Origin of the sequence: Pantoea sp. Sc1, assembly GCF_000255315.1 — a bacterium.
Taxonomy (GTDB): domain Bacteria; phylum Pseudomonadota; class Gammaproteobacteria; order Enterobacterales; family Enterobacteriaceae; genus Pantoea; species Pantoea anthophila.
Map to the genome: position 1 here is coordinate 3067922 of NZ_AJFP01000001.1, position 19264 is coordinate 3087185.

Annotated in this window: 20 protein-coding genes and 1 other RNA gene; 10 read left to right on the top strand and 11 right to left on the bottom strand. The window is 56.7% G+C overall.

Annotated elements, in window-relative coordinates; translation table 11 throughout:
* The first annotated feature begins 52 nt into the window (after positions 1-52).
* The 4 genes from S7A_RS14290 (at position 53) to ykgO (ending at position 4980) form a co-directional block, all read left to right on the top strand.
* Positions 53-1246, top strand: coding sequence for an efflux RND transporter periplasmic adaptor subunit (locus tag S7A_RS14290; protein WP_009091659.1), 1194 nt, complete (start codon positions 53-55; stop codon positions 1244-1246).
* 16 nt (positions 1247-1262) lie between these two features.
* On the top strand, positions 1263-4418 hold the full coding sequence (locus S7A_RS14295; protein ID WP_009091661.1) for a multidrug efflux RND transporter permease subunit AcrB: 3156 nt from the start codon (positions 1263-1265) through the stop codon (positions 4416-4418).
* Between the two features lie 155 nt (positions 4419-4573).
* On the top strand, positions 4574-4828 hold the full coding sequence (locus S7A_RS14300) for a type B 50S ribosomal protein L31 (RefSeq protein ID WP_009091662.1): 255 nt from the start codon (positions 4574-4576) through the stop codon (positions 4826-4828).
* A gap of 11 nt (positions 4829-4839) precedes the next feature.
* Positions 4840-4980 (top strand): type B 50S ribosomal protein L36, encoded by a 141-nt coding sequence (gene ykgO / locus S7A_RS20930; RefSeq protein ID WP_009091664.1) that lies wholly within the window; start codon positions 4840-4842, stop codon positions 4978-4980.
* Between the two features lie 45 nt (positions 4981-5025).
* On the opposite strand, the gene S7A_RS14305 is transcribed toward ykgO, so the two are convergent.
* Genes S7A_RS14305 through S7A_RS14315 form a run of 3 tightly spaced genes read right to left on the bottom strand, consistent with a single transcriptional unit; the run spans position 5026 to position 7424 of the window.
* Entirely contained in the window at positions 5026-5904 is an 879-nt protein-coding gene (locus S7A_RS14305) for a metal ABC transporter substrate-binding protein (protein WP_009091665.1), read from the bottom strand.
* Positions 5905-5919: 15 nt separating this feature from the next.
* Complete coding sequence (locus S7A_RS14310) at positions 5920-6759, bottom strand: metal ABC transporter permease (protein WP_009091667.1); 840 nt, start codon at positions 6757-6759, stop codon at positions 5920-5922.
* Complete coding sequence (locus S7A_RS14315; protein ID WP_009091668.1) at positions 6756-7424, bottom strand: metal ABC transporter ATP-binding protein; 669 nt, start codon at positions 7422-7424, stop codon at positions 6756-6758. Before S7A_RS14315 ends, S7A_RS14310 begins: the two co-directional genes overlap by 4 nt.
* Before the next feature lie 339 nt (positions 7425-7763).
* Here S7A_RS14315 and S7A_RS14320 point away from each other — a divergent pair, with 339 nt between their 5' ends.
* The 3 genes from S7A_RS14320 to S7A_RS14330 all read left to right on the top strand — a co-directional run bounded on the left by S7A_RS14320 (position 7764) and on the right by S7A_RS14330 (position 8882).
* Positions 7764-8117, top strand: a complete 354-nt coding sequence (locus S7A_RS14320) for a hypothetical protein (RefSeq protein ID WP_009091670.1) — start codon at positions 7764-7766, stop codon at positions 8115-8117.
* Between the two features lie 147 nt (positions 8118-8264).
* Positions 8265-8642: an Hha toxicity modulator TomB gene (gene tomB, locus S7A_RS14325; RefSeq protein WP_009091672.1), complete on the top strand. Its 378-nt coding sequence runs from the start codon at positions 8265-8267 to the stop codon at positions 8640-8642.
* A 24-nt stretch (positions 8643-8666) separates the two neighbouring features.
* Entirely contained in the window at positions 8667-8882 is a 216-nt protein-coding gene (locus S7A_RS14330; protein ID WP_003850458.1) for an HHA domain-containing protein, read from the top strand.
* 138 nt (positions 8883-9020) lie between these two features.
* Here the strand turns inward: S7A_RS14330 and ffs are convergent.
* Positions 9021-9117: signal recognition particle sRNA small type (gene ffs / locus S7A_RS20935), an RNA gene on the bottom strand.
* 176 nt (positions 9118-9293) lie between these two features.
* Between ffs and S7A_RS14335 the strand changes: the two genes are divergently transcribed.
* Entirely contained in the window at positions 9294-9611 is a 318-nt protein-coding gene (locus S7A_RS14335) for an MGMT family protein (RefSeq protein WP_009091674.1), read from the top strand.
* A gap of 33 nt (positions 9612-9644) precedes the next feature.
* Here the strand turns inward: S7A_RS14335 and S7A_RS14340 are convergent, their stop codons facing one another.
* Entirely contained in the window at positions 9645-10202 is a 558-nt protein-coding gene (locus S7A_RS14340) for a YbaY family lipoprotein (RefSeq protein WP_009091676.1), read from the bottom strand.
* 190 nt (positions 10203-10392) lie between these two features.
* On the opposite strand from S7A_RS14340, the gene tesB reads away from it, so the two are divergent.
* Positions 10393-11256 (top strand): acyl-CoA thioesterase II, encoded by an 864-nt coding sequence (gene tesB, locus S7A_RS14345; RefSeq protein WP_009091678.1) that lies wholly within the window; start codon positions 10393-10395, stop codon positions 11254-11256.
* A gap of 49 nt (positions 11257-11305) precedes the next feature.
* On the opposite strand, the gene amtB is transcribed toward tesB, so the two are convergent.
* From amtB to S7A_RS14370, 5 genes are all read right to left on the bottom strand, one after another.
* Positions 11306-12592 carry an ammonium transporter AmtB gene (amtB, locus tag S7A_RS14350; RefSeq protein WP_009091680.1) on the bottom strand — a complete coding sequence of 429 codons (1287 nt, stop codon included), beginning with the start codon at positions 12590-12592 and terminating at the stop codon, positions 11306-11308.
* A 34-nt stretch (positions 12593-12626) separates the two neighbouring features.
* Entirely contained in the window at positions 12627-12965 is a 339-nt protein-coding gene (glnK, locus tag S7A_RS14355) for a P-II family nitrogen regulator (RefSeq protein WP_003850469.1), read from the bottom strand.
* Between the two features lie 258 nt (positions 12966-13223).
* Positions 13224-14999 (bottom strand): SmdB family multidrug efflux ABC transporter permease/ATP-binding protein, encoded by a 1776-nt coding sequence (locus tag S7A_RS14360; protein ID WP_009091682.1) that lies wholly within the window; start codon positions 14997-14999, stop codon positions 13224-13226.
* Positions 14992-16761 (bottom strand): SmdA family multidrug ABC transporter permease/ATP-binding protein, encoded by a 1770-nt coding sequence (locus S7A_RS14365; protein WP_009091683.1) that lies wholly within the window; start codon positions 16759-16761, stop codon positions 14992-14994. Before S7A_RS14365 ends, S7A_RS14360 begins: the two co-directional genes overlap by 8 nt.
* 16 nt (positions 16762-16777) lie before the next feature.
* Positions 16778-17248 carry an Lrp/AsnC family transcriptional regulator gene (locus S7A_RS14370; protein ID WP_009091686.1) on the bottom strand — a complete coding sequence of 157 codons (471 nt, stop codon included), beginning with the start codon at positions 17246-17248 and terminating at the stop codon, positions 16778-16780.
* 116 nt (positions 17249-17364) lie between these two features.
* Here S7A_RS14370 and S7A_RS14375 point away from each other — a divergent pair, with 116 nt between their 5' ends.
* A complete protein-coding gene (locus S7A_RS14375; protein WP_009091687.1) occupies positions 17365-18399 on the top strand; it encodes a PLP-dependent cysteine synthase family protein in 1035 nt (344 codons plus the stop codon).
* Positions 18400-18433: 34 nt separating this feature from the next.
* Here the strand turns inward: S7A_RS14375 and cof are convergent, their stop codons facing one another.
* Positions 18434-19255, bottom strand: coding sequence for an HMP-PP phosphatase (gene cof, locus S7A_RS14380; protein WP_009091688.1), 822 nt, complete (start codon positions 19253-19255; stop codon positions 18434-18436).
* Between the last annotated feature and the right edge of the window lie 9 nt (positions 19256-19264).

The following is a 19264-nucleotide window of genomic DNA, read 5'->3' on the forward strand; positions in this document are numbered from 1 at the left end:
TTTCAGTTTGTGATCCATTGACCAATTGATATCGGACACTAGAGGTTTATTTATGAATAAAATCAGAGGATTATCGCCTCTGGCGGCCGTCCTGATGCTATCAGGCAGCTTTTTGTTAACAGGATGTGACAACAATAAATCCGAACAAGCCGCCCAGCAACCGCCAGAAGTGGGTGTCGTGACCCTGAAAACTGAACCCCTGAAAATTTCGACTGAACTTCCAGGCCGTACCTCAGCCTATCGCGTGGCTGAAGTGCGTCCGCAGGTTTCCGGTATCATTCTCAAGCGTAACTTTATTGAAGGCAGTGATATCAAAGCCGGTCAGTCTCTCTATCAGATCGACCCGGCCACCTATCAGGCTGCTTATGACAGCGCGAAAGGCGATTTAACCCAGGCACAGGCCAACGCCCGTATCGCTCAGCTGACCGTTAAGCGTTACAAACCGCTGCTCGGCACGAAATATATCAGTCAGCAGGATTACGACACGGCGGTTGCCACGGCTGCGCAGAATGACGCAGCGGTCCAGGTGGCAAAAGCCAACGTGGAAACGGCCCGCATTAATCTGGCCTACACCAAAGTCACCTCCCCTATCAGTGGCCGCATCGGCAAATCGTCAGTCACCGAGGGTGCGCTGGTTCAAAGCGCCCAGACCACCGCGCTGGCGACCGTGCAACAGCTTGACCCGATGTATGTCGATGTGACCCAGTCGAGCGAGGATTTCATGCGCTTACGTTCAGAGCTGGAGTCAGGTCAGCTGAAGCAGACCGATGGCAAAGCCAGCGTGACCCTGCTGATGCAGAACGGCAACACTTTTGCGCAGAAGGGAACCCTGGAGTTCTCTGACGTCACCGTCGATGAGACCACCGGCTCCATCACCCTGCGTGCCATTGTCCCGAACCCGGACCATACCCTGTTACCGGGCATGTTTGTGCGCGCGCGTCTGGAGGAAGGGACCAATCCGAATGCGTTGCTGGTTCCACAGCAGGCGGTCACCCGCACGCCAACTGGCCAGGCGACGGTCATGGTGGTCGGCGCAGACAACAAAGTTGAATCGCGTCAGGTCACAACCTCACAGGCGATTGGCGACAAATGGTTAGTCACCGACGGCGTTAAAGCGGGTGAACGTGTGATCAGCACAGGTCTGCAGCGAGCCAAGCCGGGCGCACAGGTTACCCCACAAGAAGTCTCAGACGATGCGAAAGCGGCACCCGATTCTAAGCCGCAGTCTGACAAGTCATCGTCATAACAGGAGCCGTTGATTCATGGCTAAGTTCTTTATCGATCGCCCCATCTTTGCGTGGGTGCTCGCCATCATCATCATGCTGGCCGGTGCGCTGTCGATTCTCAAACTCCCGATCGAGCAATATCCCAATGTTGCGCCGCCGGCGATTGAGATTCAGGCCTCTTACCCTGGTGCGGATGCGAAAACGCTGCAGGACACGGTGACCCAGGTCATTGAGCAGAATATGAACGGTATCGATGGACTGATGTATATGTCCTCGAGCAGTGACTCATCCGGTACCCTGACCCTGACCATCTCCTTTGAGTCAGGCACGGATGCAGACATCGCGCAGGTTCAGGTGCAGAACAAACTGCAGCTGGCGATGCCACTGCTGCCGCAGGAAGTTCAGCAACAGGGGATTCAGGTTAAAAAATCCTCCAGCAGCTTCCTGATGGTCGCCGGCTTCATCAGCGACGATGACAATATGACTCAGAATGATATTTCTGATTATATTTCCTCGACCATTAAAGATCCGCTGAGCCGTACCAAAGGTGTCGGTGATACCCAGGTGTTTGGTGCGCAGTATGCGATGCGTATCTGGATGGACCCGCACAAGCTCAATAACTACAACCTGACGCCGGTTGACGTGATCAGCGCGCTGAACACGCAGAACGCCCAGGTTGCCGCCGGTCAGTTAGGCGGGACACCGCCGGTGCCGGGACAGCAGCTTAACGCCTCTATCATTGCGCAGACCCGCCTGACCTCGACCGATGAGTTCGGCAAAATCCTGCTGAAAGTGAATGAGGATGGTTCACAGGTTCGCCTGCGTGACGTGGCAAAAATCGAACTCGGTGCAGAAAACTACGAGATCATTGCCCGTTATAACGGCCGGCCCGCGTCCGGTATCGGTATCAAACTGGCAACCGGCGCCAACGCCCTGGATACCGCGAATGCGGTGAAAGCGGAACTGGCGAAGATGCAGTCCACCTTCCCGGCCGGAATGAAAGTGGTTTATCCGTATGACACCACCCCATTCGTTAAGATCTCTATTTTCGAAGTGGTGAAAACGCTGGCTGAAGCCATCGTGCTGGTGTTCCTGGTCATGTACCTGTTCCTGCAGAACTTCCGCGCGACGCTGATTCCGACTATCGCCGTGCCGGTGGTATTGCTCGGCACCTTCGCCATCATCAGCATTTTTGGCTACTCGATAAACACCCTGACACTGTTCGGGATGGTGCTGGCTATCGGCCTGCTGGTGGATGACGCCATCGTGGTGGTGGAGAACGTTGAGCGCGTGATGCAGGAAGAGGGCTTGCCGCCAAAAGAGGCGACCAGGCGTTCTATGGAGCAGATTCAGGGTGCGCTGGTCGGTATCGCGCTGGTGCTGGCCGCGGTATTTATCCCGATGGCGTTCTTTGGTGGTTCGACCGGTGTGATTTACCGCCAGTTCTCGATCACCATTGTGTCAGCCATGGCGCTGTCGGTGCTGGTTGCCCTGATTCTGACCCCGGCACTCTGCGCCACCATACTGAAGCCGGTGAAAAAAGACGGTCACGGTAAAACGACCGGCTTCTTCGGCTGGTTTAACCGGATGTTCGACAAAAGTACCAATCACTACGTCGACAGCGTTGGCCACATCATTCGCAGCACCGGCCGTTACATGGTGATCTACCTGGTCATCGTGGTCGGCATGGCGTATCTGTTCATGCGTCTTCCCTCTTCATTCCTGCCGGAAGAGGACCAGGGGTTACTGCTGGCTCAGGCGCAGCTGCCTGCGGGCGCTACGCAGGAACGCACCCAGAAAGTGCTGGATCAGGTCACCGACTACTTCCTGACGCAGGAGAAAGACACGGTTAAATCGGTGTTTACCGTTAACGGCTTCGGCTTTGCCGGTCGCGGACAGAACACCGGTATTGCTTTCGTCAGCCTCAAGCCGTGGGATGAGCGAACCGGCAGCGATATGAAGGTACCGGCGATTGCCGGGCGTGCGATGAAGGCGCTGGGTGCCATCAAAGATGCGATGGTCATCCCCTTCAACCTGCCAGCCATTATCGAACTGGGTAACGCCACCGGCTTCGACTTTGAGCTGATTGACCAGGCCAACCTGGGCCACGAGAAACTGACCGAAGCGCGTAATCAGCTGTTCGGCATGATTGCCCAGCATCCTGACACTCTGGTGGGTGTGCGTCCTAACGGTCTGGAAGATACGCCGCAGTACAAGCTGATCATCGATCAGGAGAAAGCACAGGCGCTGGGCGTATCGTTAAGCGATATCAACACCACGCTGGCGGCCTCCTGGGGTGGCTCCTACGTCAATGACTTCATCGACCGTGGTCGCGTGAAGAAAGTTTACGTCATGGGTAAAGCGGACTCCCGTATGCTGCCGGATGATATCGGCAAATGGTACGTGCGCAACAGCAACGGAACGATGGTGCCTTTCTCCGCCTTCTCGACGGCGAAGTGGCAGTATGGTTCACCGCGTCTTGAGCGTTACAACGGTCTGCCTGCGATGGAAATCCTGGGTCAGGCTGCGCCAGGCAAGAGCTCCGGTGCCGCCATGGATCTGATGGAGCAGCTGGCGGAGAAACTGCCTGCGGGTATCGGCTATGACTGGACGGGCATGTCTTATCAGGAACGTCTGTCGGGTAACCAGGCGCCTGCGCTCTATGCCATCTCGCTGATTGTGGTCTTCCTGTGTCTCGCCGCCCTGTATGAGAGCTGGTCGATTCCGTTCGCGGTTATGCTGGTGGTTCCGCTGGGGGTTATCGGTGCGCTGATCTTCACCACCCTGCGTGGCCTGAGTAACGACGTCTACTTTGTGGTGGGGTTACTGACAACCATTGGCCTCTCGGCGAAGAACGCCATCCTTATCGTCGAATTTGCTAAAGATTTGATGGATAAAGAGGGCAAAGGCCTGGTGGAATCGTCGCTGGAAGCCTGTCGTATGCGTCTGCGTCCGATCCTGATGACGTCACTGGCGTTTATTCTCGGGGTACTGCCGCTGGCGATCAGTACCGGTGCCGGTTCCGGTTCGCAGAACGCTGTAGGTACCGGCGTTATCGGCGGCATGGTTACCGCGACCGCGCTGGCTATCTTCTTTGTTCCGGTGTTCTTCGTGGTGGTTCGCCGCCGCTTCAGTAAGCACAAAGAGGAACCGCGCAGCGCTGAGCCGGTTGAGCACAACCAGACTCACTAAGCAGTAACACCTCTGAGGCCGCGCAAGCGGCCTTTTTTTTACCCTTCAGTTTCGCCCTCCTCTCCCCCTCGCCTTTCTGCCATCAGCAGACGTTGCATTCCGTTCCGCGGCGGCGCATAATGTTGTTATATTATAACATTACATAGGTGTGCATTATGAAAGCAAATATCCATCCTCACTATCGCCCGGTGGTCTTCCATGACACCTCAGCTGACGTTTACTACAAGATCGGCTCGACCATTAAAACCGACCGCACCGTAGAGTTTGAAGGTGAAACGCTGCCCTACGTCACGCTGGATGTGTCGTCGGCTTCACACGTTTTCTACACCGGTAAACAGAAAGATTTCGCTAAAGAGGGCAGCACCGCGCGCTTTAACCAGCGCTTCGGACGCTTCCTGGGTCGTAAATAGAGGAGAGGGTCATGCAGGTATTAAGCTCGCTGCGTTCCGCAAAAAATCGCCATCGGGATTGCAGGGTGGTCCGTCGCAAGGGGCGTATTTACGTCATCTGCAAAACGAATCCGCGCTTTAAAGCCGTACAGGGAAGAAAGAAGAAACGCTAGTGTGTGTCGTGATGACTGGCCGGGCTTGCCCGGCCTTTTTTATGCTTACTGCATGCTCTTCAGCATGGCGTTCACGTTGTGCTTAAAGGCAGCCTGATAGGTCGGTGCCGGACCAGAAGCCGGGGACAACGCCTCCGGATAGAGCTCACCGCCTGGCTCCGCTCCCGTAGCGCTGGCGATCTGTTTAACCAGACGCGGATCGGTCTGGTTCTCAATGAAATAGCGGGTGATGTGCTGCTGTTTCAGCTGAGTGATCAGATCACCGACGTTACTGGCACTCGCTTCCGCTTCGGTAGAGAACCCGACGGGCGCCAGGAACGTCACGCCATAGCGCTGGCCAAAGTAGCCAAAGGCATCATGGCTGGTCAGCACCTTCCGCTTCTCCACAGGAATTTTATCAAACGCCGTCTTTGCCCAGCTATCCAGCGCCTGTAACTGCTGAATGTAATTCTGTCCTCGCTGACGGATCGCCGCAGCATCCTCGGGGTCGGCTTTGACCAGCGCATTCATCACGTTGGTCGCGTAGATCACGCCGTTCTGCATGCTGTTCCAGGCGTGCGGATCGGTGATGGTTTTGCCCTCCTCTTCCATGCTGCGTGTGGTGACACCCGCAGAGGCGACTACCGGCTGACCGTGATAACCGGAAGCGCTGACCAGGCGGTCCATCCACCCTTCCAGTCCCAGCCCGCTGACAAAGACCAGATCCGCTTTTGCCAGCGCCTGGCTGTCCTGCGGCGTCGGTTCAAACGTATGGGGATCGCCATCCGGCCCTACCAGACTTTTCACCTTCACATGATCGCCTCCCACCTGGCTGACGATGTCTGCCAGCACGGTAAAGCTGGCGACAACGTCTACGGTTTTTGCCATCGCCAGCGGCGTGGCGAACAGCGCAGCGAGCGCCAGACTAACCGGTAATTTTTTCATAGATACCCCTTAAGATTAATGGCGGCGTAAAATTCCGCCGCACGGTCCTGTCAGAATCGAGAGAAAGAAGAGCATGGCGGCGCTCAGCACCACGGCGGGGCCGGCCGGCAGCGAGAAGTGCCAGGAGAGCATCAGGCCCGCCAGCGCAGAGAGGGTTGCCATGAAGATGGCGATGGCCAGCATCGCCGCAAGATGACGGCTCCAGAAACGGGCGCTGGCAGCGGGTAACATCATTAAACCCACCGACATCAGCGTGCCCAGCACCTGAAAGCCCGCGACCAGGTTCAGCACCACCAGCATTAAAAACAGGCCATGCACCAGCGGCGCGCTCCATTTCCCCTGCGCCCGCAGAAAGTCACCGTCAAAGGCATCGATGACCAGCGGGCGATAGATCACCGCCAGCATGATCAGCGTAAAGGCCGCGATGCCCCCGACCAGCAACAGCGCCGCGTTGTCGACCGCCAGCAGCGAGCCAAACAGAACGTGCAGCAGATCCACGCTTGAGCCGCGCAGTGAAACCAGCGTGACGCCCAGCGCCAGTGATCCAAGGTAGAATCCGGCAAAACTGGCATCCTCTTTCAATGGCGTGTAGCGACTGACTGCGCCAGAGAGCAGCGCGACCGCCAGCCCGGCAATCAGGCCGCCGATACCCATGGCCACCAGTGAGAGGCCGGAGATCAGATAGCCAATGGCCGCACCCGGCAGCACCGCATGGGATAAGGCGTCACCAATCAGGCTCATACGACGCAGTGAGAGGAACACACCGAGTGGCGTGGCACTGACGGCGAGCGCCAGGCAGGCCACCAGCGCTCGCCGCATAAAGCCAAATTCGATAAAAGGCTGAATCAGGGTCACGAGGCTCGACTCCGTGCCAGGACATCGGACCGGAAGGTATCGCTGAGATGATGTTCATCCATCGACAGGACGTTACTGAAGTAACGCGCCACCAGCGGGCGGTCATGCAGCACCACCAGCAGAGTGGTGCCTGCCTGCTGCTGCTGCTCCAGAATCGACATCAGCAGGGTAACCGTCTGGCTGTCTATGCCGTTAAAGGGTTCATCCAGCAGCCAGAGCGCGCTGCGCTGTAGCATCAGCCGGGCAAACAGGACGCGCTGAAGCTGCCCGCCCGAGAGGGTGGCCGGTTGCGCGTCCGCATAATCGCTCATCTGAACCGCCTCCAGCGCCTGCCCGATTTCCCGCCGCAGTGACCGGTTAATGCCGCCAAACCAGCCGCAGCGTGGCCAGCACCCCATGGAAACCAGTTCGAAGACCGTCAGCGGAAAGCGGGTCTCAAGTTCGGTGCGCTGTGGCAGCCAGCCGATATCCCGGCGCGCCACCTGCAGTTCGCAGCGTCCGCTTACCGGCGGCAGTAAGCCCGCAATGGTTTTCAGCAGGGTCGATTTCCCGCTGCCGTTTGCGCCGACCAGCGCAGTCATGGAGCCTGCTGCGAGCTGACCCGTGATCGCCGGGGTGACCCCCTCTCCCTGGTAGCCTGCACGCAGTGCGTAAAATCGGATCATGCGCTGATCCCCCAATATATCGCGACAGCCAGCAGCGCGATGATCAGCAGGGCGACGCCCAGCCGTCCGCCCAGCGACATAAGTAATCCACTCTGACGCATCAGTTCACCAATATGTTATAACATAACAATAAGAATACCGGATGCAGCCTGCGGTTCAAGAGCGGAATGTGTTTCAAAAGGTATCGGGAGTCCGGCGGCCCCGGGGGCGTTTAAGCCACACCCGCCGCACCGCTTTGCTGGCAAAACTCAGAAAATGACAGTTTTGTGCTTTACTGGCTTGCAAACCTGTTGCGTAAAACCAATGATAGGTTTATTAACGGTTAGGAGTAGACAAGATATGCTGTCACGGATTGAATGTGATATTGCGATGGGTGAAACAGACTGCGCAAAAATAGCTGAAGTTGTTCAGCGGAATATTCTCAAAATATCAGATTTGCTGACAGGGGATTTACGCTGGTACGCTCAGAATGCGCAGTTAGTACCAGACAGTTTAAAAATAGTTTCCGTTGAATACCTGGATCTGAATAGTTTTAAATTACTTTACGATTTTCAGTGGAATTTATTTAGTCCCTGTCAGGATCTGAATGAAACGGTGACCCAAACGGAGCGGGTAAACTTTTACATTAAGCCCGGTGCGCTTGAGTTTGATGTGATAGACAACCAGCAACCCTCTCCGGGTGATGAATTGTAATATTTAGTAATTGAGATGAGCAGAACTAATGGTTTTACACTATCTTTAACGTATCCCGTTTAATAACCACCTGAAAGATCGCTTCCTGGCCGCTTTATCCGAACTCGCCGCCCTGCGGCAACTGTGCAAGCTATGGAGGGGAAAAAGATGGACGAATACTCACCAAAACGGCATGATATTGCCCAGCTGAAATACCTGTGTGAGAGCCTGTTTGACGACAGCATGGCAACATTGACTGACAGCCACCATGGCTGGGTAAATGATCCCACTTCTGAAAGCAATCTGCACCTGAACGATCTGATTGAACATATCGCGTCGTTCACCATGAATTACAAAATTAAACACGTTGAAGATGAAGCGCTGATTTCGCAAATCGATGAATATCTTGATGATACTTTTATGTTATTCAGTAACTACGGTATCAATAATCCTGATCTTCTGCGGTGGCAACGTTCAGCAAAACGCTTATTTAATCTGTTCACTGAAGAGTGCGCTTTTCTCCAGCAACCGAGCCATTCATTATAGTACAGACGTGAGAACGCTTTATTTATGAACAAAACACTGACAAAAACTGATTATTTGATGCGACTGCGTCGCTGTCGCTCCCTGGATACCCTGGAGCGGGTGATCGAAAAGAATAAGTATGAATTACCGGAAGATGAATTAGCGGTATTCTATTCGGCAGCTGACCATCGTCTGGCCGAGCTGACGATGAATAAGCTTTACGATAAAGTACCGGGTTCGGTCTGGAAGTTTGTCCGCTAATCTGCTCACCTGCATCTGACGGCATTGTCCCCACATTAAGTACCGGATATTCCTGCCTGCCGGCAAAGGATCGGCCCAGGCGGGTTTTGCCTGTCTGTCATACTGGGGAAGAAGTTCAGGGGGGGAAAGTGGTGGGGGCCCTGCCAGCTACATCCCGGCACACGCATCACCTGCTACGGCTGCTTCCTTCCGGATCTGACCGAGTTCACAAGCTAGCATTGCGGGAGAACCAACAGGGCCCCCATTGACAAGCCCTCTTTACGAGAGCGGGGGCATTATCTGGGAAGGGGCTGGCAATTGCAAGCGTCGTCGGGACAACCGTTGTTTTCTTGAACAACCGCCGCGTTGATGCTTTCACCATCGCCTCTGCATGATAAAGTTAACCCTCTTTTTTCCTGACGAAATAAGCACATGAATCAGCCTGACACTTTCCAGCAACGCATCTGGCAAATTGTTGCCGCGATTCCATCCGGGTGTGTCACGACCTATGGCGATGTGGCACGACTGGCCGGTTCGCCGCGCGCGGCACGTCAGGTCGGCGGTGTGCTGAGCCGGTTACCCGAGGGAACCGCCCTCCCTTGGCATCGTGTCGTCAATCGTCACGGCATGATTTCGCTTCAGGGCGACCAGCTGATACGACAGCGGGATGCACTGGAAGCAGAAGGGATTGTGGTGAGTGATGCCGGTGAGCTGGATCTTGAAACGTATCGCTGGCGATTCGATGGCTGAAAAACGGGGCGGCTCTGCCGCCCCGTTTGCACATTACAGACGGGTGGGTGCAGGCACCGCCGCAGAAGGCGTGACCTGAGTCGGTGATGTCGAAGGCACGGTGGTCGCTGCGCCTGGCTGGGTTGGCATCGCCATTGAAGGCACCGGTACCAGCAGCAGTTCAGCTTTGGTGCCGCCCTGATTGATGACCGGTTTTACGCTGTCAGTGACAAAGGCCAGCTTGCCATCGATAGCGATGGCGGCGCTTAGCAGAATGCGTGCATTTGGCTGGATGTCAGCCGGGTTAAACGGCAGCACAAACTGGAACGGCGCCTGTTTGCCTTCCGTCCGCACCACGCGTTGTGACAGCACTTTTGACGGGGCGTCGGTAACAGACGCATCTGACAGCGTCACGGTTAATACCGCATCCGGCGGCAGCGCGATGCGCTGGCGAATAAAGACTGAACCGCTGACGTTAGGCTGCGCAATCGCCGCCGTCTGTCCGGCTACCGCAGAACCCAACGTTGGTGTTGGCACAGGTTTACTCTTGTCGGCACAGCCCGCAACAGCAACCGCCATAACTACCCCACTGAACACATGCCACAGTTTCATTGATGTCGTCTCCATTTGATCAAAATGATTGTCGGCAGCGAATCCTGCTTACAGCGTTTCACTCGCCGTATGTCCTTAATGTTGGCACAAAAATGAAATTTTGCCTGGCACAGGCAAAGCGGAAAGTCTGATTGACGTCAACTGGTCCGATCTTTCACACTGAGCAGGTCACTATATTGAGGAACGCGCCATGAGTCAGGCACTGCAAAATCTGCTGAATTTATTAAATCTGGAAAAACTGGAAGAAGGTTTATATCGCGGCCAGAGTGAAGATCTTGGCCTGCGCCAGGTGTTTGGCGGTCAGGTGGTGGGTCAGGCGCTCTATGCCGCAAAGCAAACCGTCGCGACCGATCGGACGATTCACTCCTTTCACAGCTACTTTCTGCGGCCCGGCGACAGCCAGAAAGCGATTATCTACGACGTCGAAACCCTGCGTGACGGCAAAAGTTTCAGCGCCCGCCGGGTCAGTGCCATACAGAATGGTCAGCCCATTTTTTATATGACCGCCTCATTCCAGTCACCGGAAAGTGGCTTTGAGCATCAGAATGTGATGCCACAGGTGGCAGGACCGGAAAATCTGGTCACGGAACAGGCGATGGCGCAGAAGATGGCGCACATGCTGCCGGAAAAACTGCGGGAGATATTTATCGCGGAACGTCCGCTGGAGATCCGCCCGGTGCAGATTCACAATCCGCTACGCGGGCATGTGGACAAGCCTGAGCGCCAGGTCTGGATCCGCGCCAACGGTCCGCTGCCTGACGATCTGCGCATCCATCAGTATCTGCTCGGCTATGCGTCGGATCTCAATTTCCTGCCGGTTGCGCTGCAGCCACACGGCAAAGGCTTTTTAGAGGCGGATATGCAGGTCGCCACGATCGATCACTCGATGTGGTTCCATCGTCCGTTCGACTTCAGCGAGTGGCTGCTCTACAGCGTGGTAAGTACTTCAGCGTCAGGTGCCAGGGGGTTCGTACGGGGTGAGTTCTACAATCAGCAGGGGGTGCTGGTCGCCTCTACGGTGCAGGAAGGGGTGATGCGCCAGCGAAGCGAATAAAAAAAGGGGCGATAGCTCGCCCCTTTTTCACTGCTTATACTCTCACGCATTACTGGTTGTAAGCGTTCTCGCCGTGGCTGTTAACATCCAGACCTTCGCGTTCGTGCTCTTCCGGTACGCGCAGACCGACAATCAGATCGGCCAGTTTGAAGCCGATGAAGGCCACCACGCCAGACCAGACGATTGTGACGCCGACGCTGAAGAGCTGAACCCAGACCTGATGGCCCATGGTCACACCCTGCGCATAACCGACGCCGCCCAGTGAAGAGGAGGCAAACACGCCCGTCAGGATACAGCCAACAATCCCGCAGACGCCGTGCACGCCGAACACATCGCAGGGGTCGTCCACACGCAGCCATTTCTTCAGAGAGGTCACACCCCACAGACCCGCCAGTCCGCCAACCAGACCGATAATCAGTGCACCACCGACGCCAACATAACCACAGGCTGGGGTAATCGCGACCAGTCCGGCGATAAAGCCTGAACAGGCGCCCAGCAGAGAAGGCTTACCGCGCACCGCCCATTCACCAAAGGTCCATGAGAGTACGGCACCCGCCGTTGCCACAACGGTGTTCAGGAACGCCAGTGCGGCAATTTCGTTTGCAGCTGAGGCAGAACCGGCGTTGAAGCCGAACCAGCCTACATAGAGGATCGCGGTGCCGGTGAAGACCATCGGCAGATTATGAGGTTTGAAAGCTTCTTTACCAAAGCCGGCACGTTTGCCAACCAGATACGCGCCCACCAGACCCGCTACCGCGGCGTTGATATGCACGACGGTACCGCCGGCAAAGTCCAGCGCGCCATCCTGCGCCAGGAAACCGCCCGCCCATACCATATGCGCGATAGGCAGGTAAGCCAGCGTCAGCCAGACACCGACGAAGATCAGTACGGCTGAGAAACGGATACGCTCTGCAATGGCACCCACAATCAGGCCCACGGTGATGCAGGCAAATGAGGCCTGGAATGCAACGTGGATATACTGATAGAAGCTGCCCATTACCGCGGTCAGCTGGATATTCTTCAGCATGGCCCAGCCAAATCCGCCAAAGAAGGCGTTACCTTCGCTGAACGCCAGTGAATAGCCGTAGACCATCCACAGGACGCACACCAGCGAGAAAGTGACGGCCACCTGCGTCAGCATCGACAGCACGTTCTTACCGCGAATCAGACCGCCGTAAAACAGCGCAATCCCTGGAATTGACATAAACAGCACCAGCGCGGTGCAAATCATCATAAATGCGTTGTCAGCCTTGTCCGCAACGGCAGGCGCAGCCATCGCGAGCGATGGTAACAGTGCCAGGCTGGTCAGGCCCAGCTTAGTCAGAACTTTATTCATTTTTATTCCATCCCATCACAATACTGAGTCGTAATTACAGAGCGGCTTCGTCGGTCTCGCCGGTACGAATACGAATGACGCGCTGCAGTTCAGCCACGAAAATTTTACCGTCGCCAATTTTTCCGGTGTAAGCCGCTTTACTGATGACATCCACAACTTCGTCCAGCTGATCGTCGGCAATAGCGATATCAATTTTGACTTTCGGCAGGAAGTTCACGCTGTACTCTGCGCCCCGATAGAGCTCGGCGTGCCCCTTCTGGCGGCCAAACCCTTTCACTTCGGAGACGGTCAGTCCCTGAATGCCGATAGAGGACAAAGCTTCACGCACATCCTCCAGCTTGAATGGCTTAATTACGACGGTAACCAGCTTCATTGGATCCCCTCCAGCGAGTAAATAGGTAACGTTTACGGACACACAGGGAGATAAGCAAAGGCTGTGCCAGTTAGCAAAAGCGGTGATAATCAGTGGGTCAGGCGGGATGGAGCAAGGAGGGGCTCTGCAGTGGCTCTGAAAAGGGGGAAAAGGAGAAAGCCGGTCAGCGCATCGGGATGCACTCCTTTGGTGCTTCAGGCGTCAAAGGAGTGCATTTATACAGATTAGTCCGATAAAACTGCGCAAAAAAGGTGCAGGTCAGGCTTCCGCGGTGGCAGGCACGCCCGACGCGAGATCATCCCCGGCCTGCTGAAGCTGATACATCTGCCAGTAGCGGCCCTGCATCGCCAGCAGTTGCTGGTGCGTGCCCTGCTCGACCACCCGACCGCGATGGAGGACCAGGATTTTGTCGGCGTCGATAATGGTGGAGAGACGGTGAGCAATTACCACCAGCGTGCTGTGCTGACGCAGTCTGGCCAGCGTCTGCTGAATCGCCTGTTCCGTGCCGGAGTCAATATTGGCCGTTGCTTCGTCCAGAATCAGTATCTGCGGCAGATCGACCAGCACCCGCGCCAGCGCCAGCAGCTGCTTCTGCCCGACCGACAGGTTATTCCCCTGCTCACCCAGCCGGGTGTGAATCCCCTCCGGCAGAGCCTGCGCCAGGGGCGCCAGCCGGACCTGTTCCAGCACCGTCCAGACCGCCTCTTCGCTGATATCACGGCCCAGCCGGACATTGGCCAGCAGCGTATCCGCCAGCACCACCGGGTCCTGCTGCACCATGGCGATCCCGTGTCGCAGCACGCTATGGCTCAGATCCCCAATCGGCCGATCATCAATGCGGATTTCACCGCGCGTCACCGGGTAGTAGCCCATTAGCAGGTTTGCCAGCGTGCTTTTGCCGCTGCCGGTATGTCCGACCAGCGCCACAAATTCGCGCGGCGCCACCTCAAGATTGATGTCACTGAGCACATCGCGGTTTTCACGGTAGGCGAAACTCAGATTGTTCAGCGAAATGCGGCCGGAAGCCAGCGGCTGCTGACTGTCGCCATACTGCTGCTGCGCGGCATCCATGAGTTCGAAGATGCGCTCACCGGAGACCACCGCCTGCTGCAACATCGACTGCTGTGTGGTCAGCTCAATCAGCGGCTCATTCAGGCGTCCCAGATAGGTGATGAAGGCATAAAGCACACCGACTTCAAATACGCCAGGCACGGAGAAGCTGAACAGGACCAGCAGGCCGCACAGCACCATCGCGGAAAAGAGGCTCAGCAACGGGCGCAGCAGAAAGCCGTCGAGACGCAGCGTTTCCATCCGCGCCAGGTAGTGAGAGCGACTGGCCTCGCCCATCCGCTCGCCGAAGCGGGCCTGCTGACGAAACTGCTGGATCACGCTCATGCCGCTGATCACTTCGTTAAAGCCGTTGTTGATATCGGCCAGATAACCGCGAACCCGGCGGGCGATCGGCGTGCTGAAGCGCTGATAGATCACCATCACCATCAGCACCAGCGGGAAGATCATCATCGCCACCAGCGCCATGCGCCAGTCAAGGCTGAACATCGCCACCATCATGGCCCCGACCAGCGCGGCACTGCGCAGCACGGTTGAGACCACCGTGACGTAGAGATCGCGGATGACTTCGGTGTCGTTGGTCACGCGTGAAATAATCTGACCGACCGGCTGGGTATCGAAGGCGCTCAGCGGCTGACAGAGCGCGGCATTCATCACATCGCTGCGTAACCGCTGCACCACGCCGATCGCCGCCCGGTTGAATAACAGCGCCTGCCAGTAGTGGAGCGCGGCGGCCAGTAGCTGAAGCAGAATGAAACTGACCAGCAGGCCGGCGACTAGCCCCCAGGGCATCTGATGTTTCGCCACCAGATTGTCGATAAAGTAGCTGACCAGCACCGGTCCGGTTACCTCAGCAGCGGCCGCGATCCAGAGCAGGCCGACGGCCAGCGACAGGGATTTACGCCAGGGCTTACCGTAGCTCAGCAGGCGCTTCAGGGTAGGCCACAAGCGGGCAGACTTAGCCATGCGGCACTCCTTTCTCATTTTCATCATCATCCAGTGCGGCTTCCAGCTGCTGATAACGGAACATATCCCGATACCAGCCGGGCGTTCCGCTCAGCGTATCGTGGTCACCGCGCTGGGCGACGCTGCCCTGCTGCATCACCAGAATTTCACTGGCTTCCGTCAGCGCCGATAAGCGGTGCGCGCTGATAATCAGCGTGCGTCCCTCTCCCCAGATGCGCAGGTTATGCAGAATTTCATGTTCGGTACGGCCATCCACCGCAGAAAGCGCGTCATCCAGAATCAGGATTTCGGCATTCAGCAGCAGTGCCCGGGCAATGGAAAGGCGCTGCTTCTGTCCCCCGGAGAGCATCACACCCCGCTCCCCGACTTCCGTTTCATAACCCTGTGGCAGACGCAGGATATCGTCATGCACGCAGGCGAGCCTGGCGGCCTGTTCGATCTCCTGCCGGGACGCGCCCGGTTTCCCCAGCGCAATGTTACTGGCCACGCTGTCAGAGAAGAGGAACGGCGTCTGGCTGACCACCGCAAGACGGCTGCGCCAGCTGTCGAGCCGCAGCTGCGGCAGCGGGATCTGGTGGTAGCGGATATCCCCCTGCTGAATGTCAAAGTGGCGCTGAATCAGGCTGAGCAGGGTGCTTTTGCCGCTGCCGGTCGGGCCGCACAGTCCCAGCATCTCACCGGGTTTCAGCTGAAAGCAGACATCGCTTAACACCGGCGCCGTGCTGGCCGGATAGTGAAAGGCTCGAATCGCCACCTGAAGCGTTCCGGGGTCAGGCGGCAGCGTTTTGTCACCATCTTCCACCGCCGGTGCTTCCGCCAGCAGCGCGCCGATGCGGCTCCACGCGGCGCTGCCGCGTTCGACAATATTAAACATCCAGGCCAGCGCCAGCATGGGCCAGATCATCAGGCCGAGATACATCACGAAGCTGGTGAGCTGACCCAGCGTCATCTGATCATGCCACACCAGCCAGCTGCCGCCGCCAATCGCCAGCAGGTTTGAAAAGCCGATGGCGATATAGATAGTGGGATCGAAACGGGCATCAACCCGCGCCACCCGCAGGTTTTTCTCACCGGTATCGCGGGCGATAGCGGAAAACTGCTGTGACTGATGCTGCTCAAGCCCAAAGGCTTTGATCATGCGGATGCTGGTCAGGCTCTCCTGCGTCTGGTCGTTAAGGCTGGAAAAGGCTGCCTGAGCCAGCTTAAAGCGATCGTGCAGTTGATTACCGTAACGATGGATGACGATCGCCATCACCGGCATCGGCACCAGCGAGAGCAGCGTCAGCTGCCAGCTGATCTGGGTGCTCATCACCAGCAGCACGCCACAGCCCATAACCAGCGAGTCCACCAGCGTCAGCACCCCTTCCCCGGCAGCAAACACCACCCGATCCACGTCGTTAGTGGCGCGCGCAATCAGGTCACCCGTGCGATGGCGCAGATAAAATGCCGGTTGCTGACGACTCAGCTGACGATAAAAATCTTCGCGCAGCTCGACCGCCAGCTGGTAGGAGGCGCCAAACAGCAGCACGCGCCAGACATAGCGCAGCAGATAGACCACAACTGCTGTTGCCAGCATGACCCCAATCCACATCATGATGCGACCGGTACTCATAGTGTCGCCTGTCACGCCGTCAACAATGATCCCCACTACATGCGGCGGCAGCAACTGCAGAACAGCAATAACAATCAGCAGGATGACCGCGCCCAGATAGCGTCGCCACTCCCGCAAAAAATACCAACTTAACTGACTGAATAATCGCACAGCGCTGTTCTCAATCTCAGGCCCCCAGAGGGGCAACGGGTAAAGCCGTGGTGTATTTAATCTCTTCCATGGCGAAGCTGGAGGTCACATCGATCAGGCCGGGCACGCCGTTGACTAATCGCTTATAGAAAGCATCATAGCTTTTCATGTCGGCCACCTGAATGCGCAGCAGGTAGTCATACTCGCCTGCCATACGGTAAAAGGCCATCACCTCCGGCATGCTATTGACCACCGAGACAAAGGCCTGATACCAGTCACGGCTGTGCTGCTGGGTTTTAACAAACATAAACGCCGTCAGTGACAGGCCGATTTTGTCACCGTCCAGTAACGCCACCCGCGCGCGAATAATGCCATCATCTTCCAGTTTTTTCAGTCGCTTCCAGCAGGGCGTGGTCGTGAGATTGACGGCATCTGCCAGCGCCTGCAGCGACAGCGTGCAGTCCTGCTGCAGCAGCACAAGCAGCTTAAGGTCAGTTTTGTCTAACATTTGCGTCTCCGGGAGAATCATTTTCTCCATTAACGCGATTTTAGCGGTAATTTTGCAATCTCTTTTTCCTGCACGTGCCATAAAATAGCCGGACTGTTTATAACCGGATGACTGAGATGCAGACCTGCTGGATTCGCCACGCTATCAACGAAATTAACGCCGATTTTCAGCGATCGGCCGAGACGCATCTGATCCGTTTCGATCTGGCGGATTTTCCCGGCATCTGGTTCTACCTGAAAGATGAGAGTACCCATCCCAGCGGCAGCCTGAAGCATCGCCTGGCGCGCTCCCTGTTTCTTTATGGCCTCTCTAACGGCTGGATTAAACAGGATACGCCGATTATTGAAGCCTCGTCAGGCAGCACGGCTGTTTCTGAGGCCTACTTCGCACGGCTGCTGGGACTGCCCTTTATTGCGGTGATGCCAGCCAGTACGGCAAAACGGAAAATTGAGCAGATCGCCTTTTATGGCGGGCGGTGTCATTTTGTCGAGGATCCCTGCCAGCTCTACGCGGAATCTGAGCGGCTGGCGCGAGAACTGAACGGCCACTTTATGGATCAGTTCACCTATGCTGAGCGTGCAACCGACTGGCGCGGCAATAACAACATCGCGGAGAGCATTTTCCGTCAGATGCAGCATGAACCCTATCCGATCCCTCATACGGTGATTATGAGTGCAGGCACCGGCGGCACCTCCGCCACGCTGGGGCGCTACATCCGCTATCAGGGACTCGAAACGAAACTGCTGGTGGTCGATCCTCAGCACTCGGTGTTTTTCGATTACTGGCAGCAGCGTGATGCCACCCTGACCAGCACCCGTGGCAGCCTGATCGAGGGGATTGGCCGTCCACGGGTCGAGCCGTCATTTATGCCCGATGTGATTGACGAAATGATCAAAGTGCCGGACGGCGCAACGCTGGCCGCGATGCTGAAACTGGAAAAGATTCTGGGACGCAAGCCGGGTGCCTCTACCGGCACCAACTTCTGGGGCATGATGCAGGTGGCGAAACGCTTACGGGCGGCAAATCAGTCGGGCGCGCTGGTCACGCTGTTATGTGACAGTGGCGAACGCTATCCCGACAGCTACTATCAGCCGGAATGGGTGGCAAAACATATCGGTGACATCACGCCGTGGCAGCGCGAGCTGGCGTAAAAAACCGGACTTCCAGTCCGGTTCACGGCAATCCTCAGCATTCGGGGGAATACGCGAGGTGGGGTGTCGCCAGCCAGTGATTTAAATAATGGGACACCGCCTGTGTCCCGCAATGCCCTAACACCGGCAGATGCGGAAGCGCCATCTTTAACTGCGCCATCGCATTGCCCATGATGAAACCCTGCCCGGCCTGAGCCAGCATCTCGCGATCGTTCATCGCATCCCCGAATGCCATACACTCAGCCATGGTCAGGGAGAGGTGGTCACACAGCAGCGCCAGCGCGCTGCCCTTATTGCAGTTTGCGGGCAGCACTTCCAGACAATCCTCCGCAGAGAAACAGATGTTGACCTGATCGCCCAGCACGGCATCCAGCTGCGTTTTAAGCTGACACAGGTGCTGATGCCGATCGATGAAGCAGATTTTTGTTACCTGATGCGCGGGCAGCGTTTTAAGGGCGCACAGCTGATAGCCAAATCCGCTCATCTGATGCGCCACCAGCAGTTCAGGCTGCGGCCGGTCGGTAAACCAGCCCTGGTCGTTAAAGATGTGCATCGTGGCAGTCGTCTCCCAGTGACGATGGATCACCTCTTCGGCGACGGCAGAAGGCAGATCGCATCCAAAGAGCCGCGTTCCCTGCCGGTCATGTATGCGGGTGCCATTCCCCGTGATAAGCCAGGCGGGCAGAATCATTTTTTCCCGCAGAATCTGCATCTCCAGCAGATGGCGGCCCGTCGCCAGCGCGAGATGAAGACCCCGTGAATGTAACGCCTGCAGACTCTCCAGTGTCTGCTGTCCCAGCTGGTGATCCGGCAACAGCAATGTGCCATCCATATCGAACGCGGCTAAACGCATCATGACTCTCCT

What these genes read in the sequence shown, in the direction of transcription:
- S7A_RS14370 (WP_009091686.1), bottom strand. Translation starts at nt 17,248, where the DNA reads ATGTTAGACAAAACTGACCTTAAGCTGCTTGTGCTGCTGCAGCAGGAC.
- S7A_RS14305 (WP_009091665.1), bottom strand. Translation starts at nt 5,904, where the DNA reads ATGAAAAAATTACCGGTTAGTCTGGCGCTCGCTGCGCTGTTCGCCACG.
- S7A_RS14340 (WP_009091676.1), bottom strand. Translation starts at nt 10,202, where the DNA reads ATGAAACTGTGGCATGTGTTCAGTGGGGTAGTTATGGCGGTTGCTGTT.
- tesB (WP_009091678.1), top strand. Translation starts at nt 10,393, where the DNA reads ATGAGTCAGGCACTGCAAAATCTGCTGAATTTATTAAATCTGGAAAAA.
- S7A_RS14320 (WP_009091670.1), top strand. Translation starts at nt 7,764, where the DNA reads ATGCTGTCACGGATTGAATGTGATATTGCGATGGGTGAAACAGACTGC.
- ykgO (WP_009091664.1), top strand. Translation starts at nt 4,840, where the DNA reads ATGCAGGTATTAAGCTCGCTGCGTTCCGCAAAAAATCGCCATCGGGAT.
- cof (WP_009091688.1), bottom strand. Translation starts at nt 19,255, where the DNA reads ATGATGCGTTTAGCCGCGTTCGATATGGATGGCACATTGCTGTTGCCG.
- S7A_RS14335 (WP_009091674.1), top strand. Translation starts at nt 9,294, where the DNA reads ATGAATCAGCCTGACACTTTCCAGCAACGCATCTGGCAAATTGTTGCC.
- S7A_RS14375 (WP_009091687.1), top strand. Translation starts at nt 17,365, where the DNA reads ATGCAGACCTGCTGGATTCGCCACGCTATCAACGAAATTAACGCCGAT.
- glnK (WP_003850469.1), bottom strand. Translation starts at nt 12,965, where the DNA reads ATGAAGCTGGTTACCGTCGTAATTAAGCCATTCAAGCTGGAGGATGTG.
- S7A_RS14295 (WP_009091661.1), top strand. Translation starts at nt 1,263, where the DNA reads ATGGCTAAGTTCTTTATCGATCGCCCCATCTTTGCGTGGGTGCTCGCC.
- S7A_RS14330 (WP_003850458.1), top strand. Translation starts at nt 8,667, where the DNA reads ATGAACAAAACACTGACAAAAACTGATTATTTGATGCGACTGCGTCGC.
- S7A_RS14290 (WP_009091659.1), top strand. Translation starts at nt 53, where the DNA reads ATGAATAAAATCAGAGGATTATCGCCTCTGGCGGCCGTCCTGATGCTA.
- amtB (WP_009091680.1), bottom strand. Translation starts at nt 12,592, where the DNA reads ATGAATAAAGTTCTGACTAAGCTGGGCCTGACCAGCCTGGCACTGTTA.
- S7A_RS14315 (WP_009091668.1), bottom strand. Translation starts at nt 7,424, where the DNA reads ATGATCCGATTTTACGCACTGCGTGCAGGCTACCAGGGAGAGGGGGTC.
- S7A_RS14360 (WP_009091682.1), bottom strand. Translation starts at nt 14,999, where the DNA reads ATGGCTAAGTCTGCCCGCTTGTGGCCTACCCTGAAGCGCCTGCTGAGC.
- S7A_RS14300 (WP_009091662.1), top strand. Translation starts at nt 4,574, where the DNA reads ATGAAAGCAAATATCCATCCTCACTATCGCCCGGTGGTCTTCCATGAC.
- tomB (WP_009091672.1), top strand. Translation starts at nt 8,265, where the DNA reads ATGGACGAATACTCACCAAAACGGCATGATATTGCCCAGCTGAAATAC.